Raw genomic sequence first — 13,325 nt, forward strand, 5'->3', positions numbered from 1 at the left:
AGACGTCGGCAAACAGGCCCTCGGTTTCCTGGCGGACTCTCTTGATGACCTTGGCGCGGTCCTTGTCGCCGAGGATCTTGTCGAAGCGCGTCACCAGAAGCAGGCTGTTGTCGCGCATTTCTTTCGGGAAGGTGGACCAGACGCCGGATTCCGACTGCCGCCAGGCCTGGGTGGCATGGGTGCACCACAAGACGCCATCGGCCAGGTGCGCCATCCGCTCCCACACTTCCGACGACATCGACGGGTCCGAGATCCCCGGCATGTCGATCAGGTCGCAATAGCGCAGGATGTCGCTCTTCATGAAGATGCGGACATGCTCCGTCGTCTCGAGGCTGACATCCTCCAGTTCGGCCAGATCCAGATCATAGGCATGGCCATCGAGGCCCATCGTGTAGGCGTCGTCAGGACCGTAGGACAGCCAGACCGGCGGCAACTGCGTCGCCGTGACTTTTTCCAACAGCGGCCTTGCCCCCATCAACACGTTGCAGAGCGTGCTTTTGCCCGAACTGAACTCGCCCATGATGGCGATGCGGGGTTTGCGGGTCAGCGGCATTCCTCAGGTCCTTTCGTACCCTTTACGCACCTAGTCGGCGTAGATCGCCAGTTCGTCCATGATCGAGGCCAGACATTCCTGCCGGTCTTCCCAGGCATTCACGCCGAACAGCTCCTTCATCTCTTCCATCGAGATTTCCGAGCTGGCCAGCGCGCTCATCAGAAGCTCGCGCTGTTCCTGCAGGAAGTCACGCAGCGTGGATTGGGTCCGTTCGCGGAACAGGCCGATCTGGATGGTCTTGAGGTCGTTGATGATCGGGTCGGTCTCGGCGCGGATCAGCTTGTTGAAGTCCTGCGCAAAGGCCTTGTAGCCGCGCCGGCGCTGCCACCAGCCCTTCCACCAGCCGACCTGAAGGTCCAGCGCGATGGTCTGGCCCAGGTTGATCGGCGGCGGGATGTAGGACACGACCGGCGTCTCGATCTTGAAGCCTTCCACGGTGATCGAGAAGGTCTTGCCGTAAAGATCTGCGATCTGCACGGCGGTCTCGTTGTTCACCTCGGCGGCGATGGCGTGCATCTTCTTCAGTACGACCTGATAGCTGGAGGACAGAAGCATCCGCAGCCCCAGCGGGCTGTAATGCCAGGTCGCATCCTCGCCATGGGTTTGCAGATGCTCGATCAGGCTGTTGGTCGCCCGGTCGAGAAAGCGTTCATAGCTCTGGTCGATGCGGTTGGTGAAGTCCTTGCAGACGTTGTTGGTCAGATGGGTCAGCTTTTCCACCGCCGCCTGCTCGATCTTGCGCAGTTCGGCGTCCAGCTGCTGCGGGGTCATCGTCCGGTTCAGCTGGCCTTCTGACTCGAGGATCCGCACCTGATCGACGACATCCAGGCTCTGCGCCAGGTTCAACGCCTGGCGCGCCGATTTCTGCAACGCCTCCCGCACCGGGCCTTCGTACATCCGCTGCCCCAGCGCATCCAGAAGCGCCGGCACGCCCGAGGCATGCCAGACCAGCTGCTCGGCGGTCCATTCCGACATCTTGTCGGCAAAGGCCGCGCGGGTCCAGTTGATCGCCGACTCGGTCGAGTCGTCGGTCATCTCGTCGATCTTGCCTTCCAGCACCGCATTGGCCCAATGGGCCGAGCCATAGATGATGTCGATGTCCGGCGGGGCGTTGTTCTTTTCCAGCGTCTCGAGGATCGAACGGTGGATCTCGGGCACCTGGTTGGCCGGATCGGGCAGTTCGTCGATCCGGTTGACGAAGATGATGATCTCGCGGCTCTGGCGGTGCGCGATCAGGCGGATCAGCGCCATGTCCATCGTCGTCAGAGCCTGATGCGCCGACAGCACCACGATACAGGACCGGCTGTCGCGGACCGCATTGATCGTGATCTGCTCGCGCATCATGAACGTGTCGTTCACGCCGGGCGTGTCGCGCACGCACATCTGGATCGGGAAATCCTCGCGCTCGATATACAGGTCGGCCGACTTGGTGATGTCGGTGAACCGACCGGACTCGGCACCGCCCGATTCCTCGTCGCCCACGCAGACATAGCGCCGCAACAGCGCGTCATCCATCGTGCCGTAGCGATGTTCGGTGCCCAGCAGCATCTCGAACTTGCGGCCCAGCCGCGCCTGCGCCTTCTCGCGCATCTGCACGACCTGAAGGCGCAGCTTTTCCAGCTCGTCGTCCGCGCCCGCCCGTGCCGCCAGCTGGCCGATCCGGCCGCCGTTCGAGACAAGCTTTTCCCATTCGGCGTTGTCGAAGAACTTGAACTTCGCCTTCACGTTCAGCTCGGGGCTGGGCGTGTTGATGTGCAGCGAGGTGACGACCGAGGTCCAGGGGTTCACATCCGTGGGCAGAAGCCCCGGCGCGCCGATCATCGCGTTCAGAAGCGAGGTCTTGCCGGCCTTGATCTGGCCGATCACGGTGACCGAAGGCTCAACCTCGCGCACCTGGCTCATGATCCGGGTGACCTTCTTGGCCGTGTCCGGGTCGGCCATGGTCACGAAATCGCGCAGCACGTCCTCGAACTGCCTGATGGCGTCGGCAATGCGCGTCATGCCCGGGAAATTGCGTTTCAGCGCAACCTCGGGCTCCTCGACGGCGATGCCGTCAAGCTCGACCTCGTTCTCTGCAACCGCACCCAGTGCCATGATCACCTCATACCTGCGGGCCTGAATCACCTAGTTCGAGCACCATTCGACACAAGTCCCCGCAATCATGTCATAAGTTTGGAAAGTGGTCCCAATTGGGCACATTCTTGACGATTCTACGCTCACAATGCCGTCACACGGCGCGCAATGTTTCCAGTTCGCGTCTAAGTTGCAAGAGCAGGGTCAGCGCGTCGTCGGCAGGTGCGTGACCTTTCTCCAACTGCATCAACATGATGAGGTCAAGCACCTCACCAAGGTCGCCATTGATTCGGCGCATGGCTTCGGACCGGCCCTGCGACACCAGGTTCATCAACTGCTCGCCCGTCTCGCGGGTGTGGTCCAGAATCAGGTCCACCGGCACCTTGCCCTCGGGGTCGACCTCGCGCTCAAGCTCTGCCGTGCGCGACACGATCAGGGCGATCGCCTGATCCGCCAGGCCCGCGTCGGCACCAACCTCCGGCGCCGGGGCAGAGGGCGCCGCGCTGACCGGCACGGCCCGCGCAGCGATCCGCGGGCGTTCGCGGCGCGGGGCTGGCTGTTCAGCCTCGGACGGCCGGTCGCGCATCATGATCGCCCTCGGCGACAGCAACGCAGCGTCGCTCGGCTGGGGCACGGCTGGCTGCGGGGTGGCAACCGTCGGGCGGGTCCGGGCCGAGGCGGGCAGGCGCGTGACCGGGGCCGTGCGCGGCGGCGGCGTGACGGGGGTGTGCGGCGGCGCCGGGTCGGAGGGACTCGGGCGCGCGTCCCGCCCGAACAGCCGAGGCCGCTCCACCGCCCGTGCCGAAGCAGGTTCCGGTTCAGCCACCGGTGCGGCCTTGGGAAAGCCTGCCTCGGCAGAAGCGGCGTCCGCCTCGTCGAATTCGCGTCCAGGCAGCACCGGCGCGGCCTCGTCCGTTTCGGTGTCCGGGGGCTCGTCGCCTTCGGGCTCCGCGGAGGCCGCCATCTCTTCCGGTCGCGCCCGCAGCGCGGACAGGTCAGGCAGAGGGGCGCCGCGGACCAGGCCTTCCAGCTTGCGGCCGACGCCAATGCCCTTGGTGCGCTCTCCCGCCGGGCTGTCGCCATCGCCACTTTCCGCGTCCGCCTCGGGTCGCGGTGTCGCCGCCTGAGGGCGGTCTCGCCGCGGACGATCGCGTGGAACGACGATGCGCTCGGGTTCGGACGGCAGTCCGGCGGCGGTCTCCGCTTCCGGCGCAACGGGTGGCACCGGGCTTGTCGGCGGCGCATCGCCACTGCCCGCCTCTGCCGCGCCTGCGACGCCGGCCCGCGGCCTGCGTGACGGCTGCTGCGACTTCGCCGCAGGCGCGGGATCAGGCTCGGGGGCGGCCTGTGCCTCGAGTTCGGCCTTCGATTTCCAGGTCGAGCGCAACGGAACCTTTGCCGAAGGGGCCGATTCGCCGGCGGTGGCCACGCGCTTTATCCGGTCGGCAAACCGCTTGCGCGGCGTGGCCGAGCCGTCTTCGGGTTCAGCCACCGCGGCGGCTTGCGATCCCAGCGGTTCCGGTTCGGGCGTAGGTTCGGGCTCGGGCTTGGATTCGAGTTCCGGTTCGGGCTCGGGCGCATACCCGGCCTCCGGTTCCGATCCATCTGCCGGCCCTTCGAGCGGCGCGCGCTCCGGCGCCTCAACCGGCGTCTCGTCCGCAGGCGTGGCCTCGCTCGCAGGTGCGTGCCCGGTGGCTTCCAGCTCGGGCTCGGGCGGCGGAACCCATGCGCCCTTGGACTCCGCCTCATCTCCAGACTCGGCGAACCGGCGCGCGACCAGTTCGCTTGCCTCCACATGGCGTGCCAGCAGGAGTTCGGCGGTGTCCATGTCGGCGCGCCGCCCCGACTGTACGCGGGTCTTGATTGCCGCAATCACGGCAGCCGCTCCACTGTCGCGGAACAGTTCGCGATTGACCGGGCCGCCAGGCGGCACCGCGGCACGGGCCTCCTTCGCCGATACCGACAGGATCTGCCGGAACTCCTCGCCTGCACGCAGTTCGACCCGGTCATGCATCGCCGCGGCCGACTGCTTGCTGCCAAGAAGATCGATCTTGGTCAGGAACATGAAACTGTTGTCCTTGACCGCGTCGGGAAGACTCTCCCAGACCGCCTGCTCCTTTGGCAGATAAGAGGTCGTGCACCAGATCACGATGTCCGAGCGTTTGGCGGCCCAGTTCGCGGCGCGCTTCTGCTCGACCTCCATCGGCCCGGCCGAGACTTCGAGCAGGCTGATGACCTTCAGCGCCGCAAGGTCCAGCTCCACCGTCACCAGGGCGGGGGCCAGAGGCAGGACATCCGCCAGGTTGCTGCCAGGCAGTATCTTCGTGCTGCCGTCGGTCAGGGTGCAGACCATCCGGGCCGTGGTGCCGTGCTGGACGATGATCGTCGGCAAGCGCAAGGTCTCGGGGACCACGGGTGCCCCGACAAGGAGATTCAGGATCGAGGACTTGCCCGACCCGGGCAGACCCAGAAGCGCAAGGCGGGCGGGGCGTTCCAGGCGCTTGATCAGGCGCTCGGCAGCCTCGGCCGGACCGCCCGCGGGCAGGAGACCGCGGTCAAGTGCGCGGCCAAGCCGCTGGGCGACTGTCAGTTCCTCATCCGAGTTTGCCATGTCTTACTTTATGACGGTGACTCGCCTTGGCCGCAACCGGACAGGCGACAAATCCTCAACCGACGGATCAGGGTGTCTTTCCTGCACCGCCGCAATGACCGTGCGAGCCGGCTTCGGCTCGGGCAGGGGCAGCGGGGTGGCTGCTTGTGTCCTTGGCCCGGGAGCCACTCCAGCGGCAGGGGAAAGACCGGGAGACACCTTCGGCATCTGCGCGGCGACCGGTTCGATCGCAACCGTCGTCGGACGCCGTGGGCGCGCAACCGTTGCCGAAGGCCGATGCGGGCGTTCCTGCCTCGGCCGGACCGAGGCGTCGTTCACCTTTATGACGGTGAAGCTGATATTGTCCTGATCGGGATCGTCGAGCCGCTCAAGCTCCTCCAGCAGATGTTCCGCAATCTCTGTGGACCGCGCCTTGCGGTAGCGGTGCAGAACCTTCTCGATCTGGGCATTGCTCAGGAACTGCACCCCGTCTGACGCACACAGGACGATATCGCCGGCCTGCAACTCGAAGGGCCGGGTCGGGCAGTCGATCTTGGGGATCCGCGTGCCCATCAGCACCGAGATCAGGCAATTCCGGTCGGGATGGTTTGCCCCGACAACCGGATCCATCAGACCTGACTTCACCATGAAGTCGATCTGCGGCGCCATCGAATGGTCCTCGTTCAACTGGGTCAACTTGCCGCCCCGGAACAGGAACAGCGGCGAATCGCCGATCGAGATCCACCACAGCCGGTTCTCGATCAGCGCCGGCACCACCAGCGTCGCGCCCATGCCCTCGGTCTCGGGGTGGGTGCGGGTATGCTGGCGCAGGGTCTCGTTCGCCAGATCGGCAACGCTGCGCAGGATTTCCGGGGCCCGCGCCTCGAAGGCCTGCACATCCGCGAAATGGAACTTCAGCTCGCTGAAGACCTCGGTCAGGACGATCTTGGACGCCACGTCGCCGGCCGCGTGGCCGCCCATGCCGTCGGCCAGCACGACAAACCCTGCCTCGGCCCCGACCGGGAAATCGGCCGTTATCGCGTCTTCCTGATAGTCCCGCGCGCCCTGGCTGATCCCCGAGGCGACGTCATAGCGTGGCTCACGCGATCGCCATATCATCCGTGTCCCCTTCGGAGTCGACCGCCGACCAATTGAAGTCGGCTGTACACAACACTTTCAGCACCAAGGTCGTTTCACCGATCTGGATCTCGTCACCGTCGCCGACGACGGCGGTCGAGAGCATGGGCTTGCCGTTCAGCCGCACCAGGTTCGACTTGCCCCCGTGGCCAAGATGGAACTGATGGGTCATCGGATCATAGGCGATGGCCGCATGATGCTGGCGCGAGATCGCCATGTCGCCGAAATCGAGCGCGATCGTCTGATCCGACCCGCGGCCGATCTGCGACACGCCCCGCATCACCGGGAAGGCCGCGCCGCGCCCGGGGCCGGCCTTGATGACCAGCCAGCCGGTCGGATACATCACCACGCCCGACTTGTCGCCCGGCTCGATCGGGTCGTCCATCCGGCCCTCGTCGAACAGCGGCACCACCGCGGCCGGCTGCGGCTCGAATCCGAGGACACGGGTTTTCGTGCGGGTCGCCCGCCGACGGGCCCCGGCATCCGCAGCGATCTCACGTGCGGGGGTTGGCGTCGGCGTCGGTTCGGGCGCCTCTTCCTCGATCTCCCAGATGTTTACCGTAGGCGTCGGGCCTTCCTTGGCCACCACGGCGCTGTTCGGGGTCTGGGTCAGGACTTCGGTGACACCGCCGGCCAGCTTGGGGAACCGGCCTGCCGCCGGCCCGCTGCCCGCGGCGACCGCGTCGATCGCGGCCTTCGTGGCCTGGATCTGCTCGGCCTCGCTGCCAGGGAACCGGGCCCCGCGCGATGCCTTGGACTTCCGACGAAACAGCCAGTCGAACAGTTTCATGTTCCACACTCCACTCCGGGAAGCTGCCCGGGTTCATCCATCTTTGCCCAGCATCGGTTACCAAGACCTCAACCGGCATCAGGCGACCCCGCCCCGGCCGCAACCATGCCTCTCCCGCCACGCAGACCGACGCCGGTTTTCACCTCGTCAGTCTTTTGGGATAGGCAAAGACTTTGTCCAAATGATGATCCGATTCCGGTCATTTCGCGGATCAGACTCTACATTCTGTCTCAGAATAGGCGACGAACCACGAAATCTGCAAGCTCTGACAGAGTGTCGCGCAGCGCGTGCACGGGCAGGTTGTCAAGCGCCGCCTTGGCCCGCGCGGACCAGGCCAGGGCCGCGTCGCGGCTGGCCGCAATCGAATCGTGACGGCGGAGAATCACCAGCGCCCGCGCCAGGTCTCCGTCCTTCTGGTCGCCCTTCTCGATCACGCGCTCCCAGAAGGCGCGTTCCTCGGCATCCGCCTTCGCCACGGCCTTGATGACCGGCAGGGTCAGCTTGCGTTCGCGGAAATCGTCGCCGGTGTTCTTGCCGATCACCGCGTCCGACCCGCCGTAGTCCAGGATGTCGTCGGCGATCTGGAAGGCGATGCCCAGCGCGTCGCCATAATCGCGCAGCGCCCTGACCACTGCCTCCGGCGCCCCGGCGATGATCCCGCCCACTTCGGTCGCCGCCGCGAACAGAGCCGCCGTCTTGCCCCGCACCACCTTCAGATAGATGCCCTCGTCCGTCCGCAGATCCTGCGCGGCGGTCAGTTGCAGCACCTCGCCCTCGGCGATCGTGGCCGAGGCATTGGCCAGGATGTCCAGCACCCGCAGGTTGCCGGTTTCCACCATCAGCTGGAAACTGCGGGAAAAGAGGTAGTCGCCCACCAGCACGCTGGACTTGTTGTCCCACAAGAGGTTCGCCGTGGGCCGCCCGCGGCGGCGCTGGCTTTCGTCCACCACATCGTCGTGCAAGAGCGTGGCGGTATGGATGAACTCCACCGTCGCGGCCAGCTTGACGTGGTCCGCGCCCGCATAGCCCAGCATCCGCGCCGCGGCCAGCGTCAGCAGGGGCCGCAGCCGCTTGCCGCCGGCCTCGACCAGATGTGCCGTCACCTCGGGGATGCGCGGCGCATGCTCGCTGGCCATCCGCTCGCGGATCAGCGCGTTCACTGCCGCCATGTCCTCGGCCAGCAGGGCGCCCAGCCTGTCCTGCGGAGTCACCTTTGCTTGCACCGCGCTGTCGCCCGCCCCGTCCATGCCTTGCCGCCCTTGCCCCGCCCGACCGGCGAGAGTAACCCGATCCCATGAAGGAACTTCTGCGCACGACCGACCCTACGGTGATCGCCTTTGCCACGGTCCTTCTTGAAGGCGAGGGTATAGCGGCCTTTCCCCTGGACGTCCACATGAGCGTCCTGGACGGCAGCCTTGGCATATTGCCGCGCCGGCTTATGGTGGCTGACCAGGACCATTTCCGCGCCACGGCGATCCTGCGCGACAACGGCATCGTGGCGAGCCCCTGATGTTCGCCGACGAGGATCTCTCCGACGACAAGTTCCTCTGTGGACGCCTGCGGCTTCTGCAACCGCTGAAGGGCTACCGCGCCGCGACAGACCCCGTGCTCCTCGCCGCCGCATGTCCGGCCGAACCGGGGCAAAGCGTGCTTGACCTCGGCTGTGGCGCGGGGGCGGCGGCGCTCTGCCTCGGCCTACGGGTGCCGGGACTTTCGCTTGCGGGGCTGGAGCTGCAACCGGCCTATGCCGATCTCGCCCGGCGCAACGCCGCCCGCAACGGCATCGCGATCGCGGTGCATGAGGGCGACCTGACCCGGATGCCCGCCCCGCTGCGCCAGGACTTCGATCATGTCATCGCCAATCCGCCCTACTACCCCGCGGGCGGCAGCCCCTCGCCCGTCGCCGCCCGCGCCCGGGCGATGCAGGTCGAAACCCCGCTTGCGGCCTGGGTGGCCGCCGCGACCCGCCGGCTGCGGCCCGGCGGCTGGCTGACGCTGATCTGCGGCACCGACGGCCTGCCCGAGGTGCTGTCGGCGCTCGCGCCGAAACTCGGCTCGGCCGCCGTCCTGCCGCTGGCAGCGCGCGAGGGCCGCGCGGCGCTGCGCGTGATCGTGCAGGCTCGCAAGGGGGGACGCGCGCCCTTCCGTTTGCTTGCGCCCTTCGTCGTTCACGAAGGGCCCGCGCATGACGGCGACCGCGAAAGCTATACGCCCGCCGCCAATGCCGTGCTGCGCGATGGCGCCGATCTGTGCGCCGCCTTCCGCTGAATTTTCCGCATCAAACTGTCACATCCCCGTAACAAGGGATGACACGACTCGACAATCATGGTCCACTTGCCCCTGTGAGTAGCTTTGACAGGAGGACGACCATGACGATCGCATCGCATCTGGTGGAACTGCGCAGGAAGCACGAAACTCTCTCGGAAATGGTCGAGCAAGCCCAGCGCAGTCCCGCAACGGATGCCCTGAAGATCGCGGATCTCAAGAAGCAGAAGCTGCGCCTGAAAGAGGAAATCGAGCGGCTGAGCCACTAATCCCTTCCGGCGCTGGCCCGGGCGGCCAGCGCCGCACCTCCGGCAATCAGGATCGCCGCAAGCGCGATGGTCCATGTCGGTTGGGCAATGCCGGCAAGGATCAAAGCAAGGGTTGACAACAGCGGCGCCGCATAGCTTGCCACGCCCAGGAGCTGTATGTCGCCCCGCTTCATCCCGATGTCCCAGGTGAAGAAGGCAGCGCCCACCGGGCCGATGCCCAAGGCCAGCACCGCCGCCCAGCCCATCGCGCCCGAGGGCCAGACCGTCTGTTCCAGCGCCAGATGGGCCAGCAGGGACAAGGCCGCCGTGGCAAGGCAGAACACGGTCACGCTTTCGGTCGGCACGGCTCCCAGCCGGCGCGACAACACCGAATAGCCCGCCCAGGTCAGCGCGCAGCCGAAGGCGAGCAGCAGGCCAAGCGCCGAGCCGCCCGCCTCTCCCCCGCGCGCCAGCACGATCAGCGCCGCGCCGGCAAAGGCGATCAGCGCGCCGATCACATGCAGCGGCCGCAACCGCTCACCCGGCAGGAGGCCCGAGAACAGCACGATGAACAGGGGCCACAGATAGGCGATCAGGCCGGTCTCCGCTGTGGGCGACAGACGGAAGGCGGTGAAATACAGCAGGTGATAGCCGAACAGGCCAGCCGTGCCGAAGGCATAGACCTTCCAGTCGATGCCTCGCAGCACGCCAAGGCCCGACCGCGCCGTCCAGGCCAGCCCGATCAGCCCGCCGATGGCAAAGCATATGGCATTCAGCATCAGGGGCGGCACCGGTGCGCTGCCGATGGTGAACAGCGCCAGAAGCGACCACATCAGGACGGCGGAAAAGCCGATCAGCGTTGCCCTTGTCCTGCTCACCTTCGCCTCCGATTGCCGGCGCCCTGCTTACCGGCCCGGACCGGCAAGGAAAAGGGCCACCCTGCAGGATGGCCCCAGGCAGTATGTCAGGCCACGCCGGCTGACATCAGACGAAGAACTGCCCGCCGTTCGCGCTGACGGTCGATCCGGTGATGAAACCGGCATCGTCGCTGGCCAGGAAGACCACGATCCGGGCGATCTCTTCCGGCTCGCCCAGGCGACCGACCGGGATCTGCGGAATGATGCGTTCGTTCAGCACCTTCTCGTCGATGGCGCGCACCATTTCCGTGCCGATGTAGCCCGGGCAGATCGCATTGACCGTGATCCCGGCCCGCGCGCCTTCCTGCGCCAGCGCCTTGGTGAACCCCAGGTCGCCAGACTTGGCCGCCGAATAGTTCGCCTGACCCGCCTGGCCCTTCTGCCCGTTGATCGACGAGATGTTGATGACGCGCCCGAACTTGCGGTCGCGCATGCCCGACCACAAGGGATGGGTCATATTGAACAGGCCGGTGAGGTTGGTGTCGATCACCTCTTTCCACTGCTGCGGCGTCATCTTGTGGAACATCGCGTCCCGGGTGATGCCGGCGTTATTCACCAGCACCTCGATCGGGCCGAGATCGGCCTCCACCTTGGCGATCCCCGCCGCGCAGGCATCGTAATCGGCGACCGACCACTTGTAGGTCGGGATGCCGGTCTCCCTGGTGAAGGCCGCCGCCGCCTCGTCGTTGCCGGCGTAGTTCGCCGCGACCTTGTAGCCCGCCGCCTTCAGCGCGACCGAAATCGCCGCGCCGATGCCGCGCGATCCGCCCGTGACCAGTGCAACCCGTGCCATCGTGATTCTCCTCCTGGGGGTATGCTGCCGTATGTCCTTGAAATCCTGTTACCGAAAGGAATTCAGGGGCGCAACATTATTGCGCGAAAGACTTCCCTCAGGGCGTGACCAGCGGCGTGATGACGCCCTCTTCGCGGCCAAGGCGCCGGCAGTAGTCGATCCAGTCCAGATTCGATCTGACCGACAGCAGCCGTTCGATCCGGTTCTCCCAGCGCGGCTCCAGGTAGACCATGATCGAGGCCACGTCCGCCTCCGGATTGGTCTGACCGGCTTCGCCAGCGACCGCCACCGCACGGTCCCGGAACCGTCCGGCGGCTTCGATCGCCGCAGCCCGCTGCGCCTCGCTCACGCTGGCATAGTCGCGTGACAGCGACACGGCGCGGAACACCGCGCTGCATTCGGCCAGATAGGCCCAGCGCGGCGGCTCCTCGGCGGCGGCGGGACAGGCGGCCAGGACCAGACAGGCCGCCAGGCCAGCCCGCATCTCAGGCGCGTTCCAGGCACATGGCGACACCCATGCCGCCCCCGATGCAGAGCGTTGCCAGTCCTTTGTTGGCACCGCGCCGGCCCATCTCGAACAGGAGCGTGTTCAGGATCCGAGCGCCCGAGGCGCCGATCGGGTGGCCGATGGCAATGGCGCCGCCGTTCACGTTCACGATCGCCGGATCCCAGCCCATGTCCTTGTTCACCGCGCAGGCCTGGGCGGCGAAGGCCTCGTTCGCCTCGACGAGGTCCAGGTCGCCGACCTTCCAGCCCGCCTTCTGCAATGCCTTGCGGCTGGCATGGATCGGGCCCACGCCCATGATCGACGGGTCCAGCCCGGCCGTCGCGTAGGAGGCGATCCGCGCGAGGGGCTTCAGCCCGCGCTTGGCGGCCTCTTCCTCGGTCATCAGGACCACCGCCGCGGCACCGTCGTTGATGCCGCTCGCATTGCCGGCGGTCACCGAGCCATCCTTGGTGAAGGCCGGGCGCAGCTTCTGCATCGCGTCGATCGTGGCGCCGTGGCGGATGTACTCGTCCTGGTCCACCACGGTGTCACCCTTGCGGGTCTTGACGGTGAAGGGGATGATCTCGTCCTTGAACTTGCCGGCCTTCTGCGCCGCCTCGGCCTTGTTCTGGCTGGCAAGGGCGAATTCGTCCTGCATGTCGCGGCTGATCTGCCACTGGTTGGCGACGTTCTCGGCGGTCTGGCCCATGTGATAGCCGTTGAAGGCGTCCCAGAGCCCGTCCTTGATCATCGAGTCGATGAAGTTCAGATCGCCCATCTTCTGACCCGCGCGCAGATGCGCGACATGGGGCGACAGGCTCATGCTCTCCTGCCCGCCTGCGACGACGATCCGCGCGTCGCCCAGCTGCACATGCTGCGCACCCAGCGCAACGGCGCGCAGGCCCGAGCCGCAGACCTGGTTCAGCGACCAGGCGCTGGATTCCTTCGGCAGGCCGGCCTTGATATGCGCCTGGCGGGCCGGGTTCTGGCCCTGACCTGCCGTCAGCACCTGCCCAAGGATCGTTTCCTCCACCTCGGCCTTGTCGATGCCCGCCCGGGCGACGACAGCCTCGATCACGGCGGCCCCAAGGTCATGCGCCGGCGTATTGGCGAAAGATCCGTTGAAGCTGCCCACGGCGGTGCGGCCCGCCGACACGATTACGACGTTGGTCATCTGGTTCCTCTCCCACTAGCGCCTGCGCCTGCGCGGCGGCACGAGGGGCGCGCGCCGCTACCCTTCCTGCCCTAAGGGCATATTGCTGCCGTTGCAAGACAGAGCGCGGCCCGGGGCAAGATACCGCGGGCGGGGGCCCCTCGTTGACCATGCACGGCCCCGCTGGCTGATCGCGGCAACGAGAGTCCCGAGGTGCGACGAATCGGTCGAGGCGCCACCTGCCTCCCGCAGACTCCCGCCGGACGGATTGCGCCGTCGCGCCAGGCTCTCCCCGATCCGCGCCGTGCGGCCTGGGGTT

13 protein-coding genes are annotated in these 13,325 nt (G+C 66.7%); 3 read left to right on the forward strand and 10 right to left on the reverse strand.

All coding sequences use genetic code 11. The features are described 5' to 3' along the window. The 6 genes from ACK4IU_RS12560 to ACK4IU_RS12585 form a co-directional block, all read right to left on the reverse strand. On the reverse strand, positions 1-553 hold a 553-nt coding region (locus ACK4IU_RS12560; RefSeq protein ID WP_409735659.1), incomplete at its 3' end, for a dynamin family protein. Positions 554-583: 30 nt separating this feature from the next. Beyond that, a complete protein-coding gene (locus ACK4IU_RS12565; RefSeq protein ID WP_409735662.1) occupies positions 584-2,647 on the reverse strand; it encodes a dynamin family protein in 2,064 nt (687 codons plus the stop codon). A 133-nt stretch (positions 2,648-2,780) separates the two neighbouring features. After that, positions 2,781-5,018 carry a hypothetical protein gene (locus ACK4IU_RS12570; protein WP_409735664.1) on the reverse strand — a complete coding sequence of 746 codons (2,238 nt, stop codon included), beginning with the start codon at positions 5,016-5,018 and terminating at the stop codon, positions 2,781-2,783. 222 nt (positions 5,019-5,240) lie between these two features. Continuing rightward, on the reverse strand, positions 5,241-6,335 hold the full coding sequence (locus ACK4IU_RS12575; RefSeq protein ID WP_409735666.1) for a protein phosphatase 2C domain-containing protein: 1,095 nt from the start codon (positions 6,333-6,335) through the stop codon (positions 5,241-5,243). After that, a complete protein-coding gene (locus ACK4IU_RS12580; protein ID WP_409735669.1) occupies positions 6,316-7,143 on the reverse strand; it encodes an FHA domain-containing protein in 828 nt (275 codons plus the stop codon). The genes ACK4IU_RS12575 and ACK4IU_RS12580 overlap by 20 nt, the downstream gene beginning before the upstream one ends. A gap of 230 nt (positions 7,144-7,373) precedes the next feature. Beyond that, the gene (locus ACK4IU_RS12585; protein WP_409735671.1) at positions 7,374-8,390 is read right to left on the reverse strand and encodes a polyprenyl synthetase family protein; all 1,017 of its coding nucleotides are present in this window, start codon (positions 8,388-8,390) and stop codon (positions 7,374-7,376) included. Positions 8,391-8,437: 47 nt separating this feature from the next. Between ACK4IU_RS12585 and ACK4IU_RS12590 the strand changes: the two genes are divergently transcribed. The 3 genes from ACK4IU_RS12590 (at position 8,438) to ACK4IU_RS12600 (ending at position 9,677) form a co-directional block, all read left to right on the forward strand. Beyond that, complete coding sequence (locus ACK4IU_RS12590) at positions 8,438-8,653, forward strand: DUF2007 domain-containing protein (protein WP_409735673.1); 216 nt, start codon at positions 8,438-8,440, stop codon at positions 8,651-8,653. After that, positions 8,653-9,411: a tRNA1(Val) (adenine(37)-N6)-methyltransferase gene (locus ACK4IU_RS12595; RefSeq protein WP_409735675.1), complete on the forward strand. Its 759-nt coding sequence runs from the start codon at positions 8,653-8,655 to the stop codon at positions 9,409-9,411. Before ACK4IU_RS12590 ends, ACK4IU_RS12595 begins: the two co-directional genes overlap by 1 nt. A 101-nt stretch (positions 9,412-9,512) precedes the next feature. Then, a complete protein-coding gene (locus ACK4IU_RS12600; protein ID WP_137109774.1) occupies positions 9,513-9,677 on the forward strand; it encodes a YdcH family protein in 165 nt (54 codons plus the stop codon). Here the strand turns inward: ACK4IU_RS12600 and ACK4IU_RS12605 are convergent. The 4 genes from ACK4IU_RS12605 to ACK4IU_RS12620 form a co-directional block, all read right to left on the reverse strand. Then, positions 9,674-10,534 (reverse strand): DMT family transporter, encoded by an 861-nt coding sequence (locus ACK4IU_RS12605; protein WP_409735678.1) that lies wholly within the window; start codon positions 10,532-10,534, stop codon positions 9,674-9,676. The genes ACK4IU_RS12600 and ACK4IU_RS12605 overlap by 4 nt on opposite strands. A 106-nt stretch (positions 10,535-10,640) precedes the next feature. After that, complete coding sequence (locus ACK4IU_RS12610) at positions 10,641-11,366, reverse strand: beta-ketoacyl-ACP reductase (protein WP_409735681.1); 726 nt, start codon at positions 11,364-11,366, stop codon at positions 10,641-10,643. 97 nt (positions 11,367-11,463) lie between these two features. Further along, a complete protein-coding gene (locus tag ACK4IU_RS12615) occupies positions 11,464-11,850 on the reverse strand; it encodes a hypothetical protein (protein WP_409735683.1) in 387 nt (128 codons plus the stop codon). Position 11,851: 1 nt separating this feature from the next. After that, complete coding sequence (locus ACK4IU_RS12620; RefSeq protein ID WP_409735685.1) at positions 11,852-13,027, reverse strand: acetyl-CoA C-acetyltransferase; 1,176 nt, start codon at positions 13,025-13,027, stop codon at positions 11,852-11,854. Between the last annotated feature and the right edge of the window lie 298 nt (positions 13,028-13,325).

The sequence above is a fragment of the Tabrizicola flagellatus genome (genome assembly GCF_046295235.1).
GTDB classification, from domain to species: domain Bacteria; phylum Pseudomonadota; class Alphaproteobacteria; order Rhodobacterales; family Rhodobacteraceae; genus Tabrizicola; species Tabrizicola flagellata_A.

What these genes read in the sequence shown, in the direction of transcription:
- ACK4IU_RS12600 (WP_137109774.1), top strand. Translation starts at nt 9,513, where the DNA reads ATGACGATCGCATCGCATCTGGTGGAACTGCGCAGGAAGCACGAAACT.
- ACK4IU_RS12580 (WP_409735669.1), bottom strand. Translation starts at nt 7,143, where the DNA reads ATGAAACTGTTCGACTGGCTGTTTCGTCGGAAGTCCAAGGCATCGCGC.
- ACK4IU_RS12590 (WP_409735673.1), top strand. Translation starts at nt 8,438, where the DNA reads ATGAAGGAACTTCTGCGCACGACCGACCCTACGGTGATCGCCTTTGCC.
- ACK4IU_RS12610 (WP_409735681.1), bottom strand. Translation starts at nt 11,366, where the DNA reads ATGGCACGGGTTGCACTGGTCACGGGCGGATCGCGCGGCATCGGCGCG.
- ACK4IU_RS12585 (WP_409735671.1), bottom strand. Translation starts at nt 8,390, where the DNA reads ATGGACGGGGCGGGCGACAGCGCGGTGCAAGCAAAGGTGACTCCGCAG.
- ACK4IU_RS12595 (WP_409735675.1), top strand. Translation starts at nt 8,653, where the DNA reads ATGTTCGCCGACGAGGATCTCTCCGACGACAAGTTCCTCTGTGGACGC.
- ACK4IU_RS12575 (WP_409735666.1), bottom strand. Translation starts at nt 6,335, where the DNA reads ATGATATGGCGATCGCGTGAGCCACGCTATGACGTCGCCTCGGGGATC.
- ACK4IU_RS12615 (WP_409735683.1), bottom strand. Translation starts at nt 11,850, where the DNA reads ATGCGGGCTGGCCTGGCGGCCTGTCTGGTCCTGGCCGCCTGTCCCGCC.
- ACK4IU_RS12565 (WP_409735662.1), bottom strand. Translation starts at nt 2,647, where the DNA reads ATGGCACTGGGTGCGGTTGCAGAGAACGAGGTCGAGCTTGACGGCATC.
- ACK4IU_RS12620 (WP_409735685.1), bottom strand. Translation starts at nt 13,027, where the DNA reads ATGACCAACGTCGTAATCGTGTCGGCGGGCCGCACCGCCGTGGGCAGC.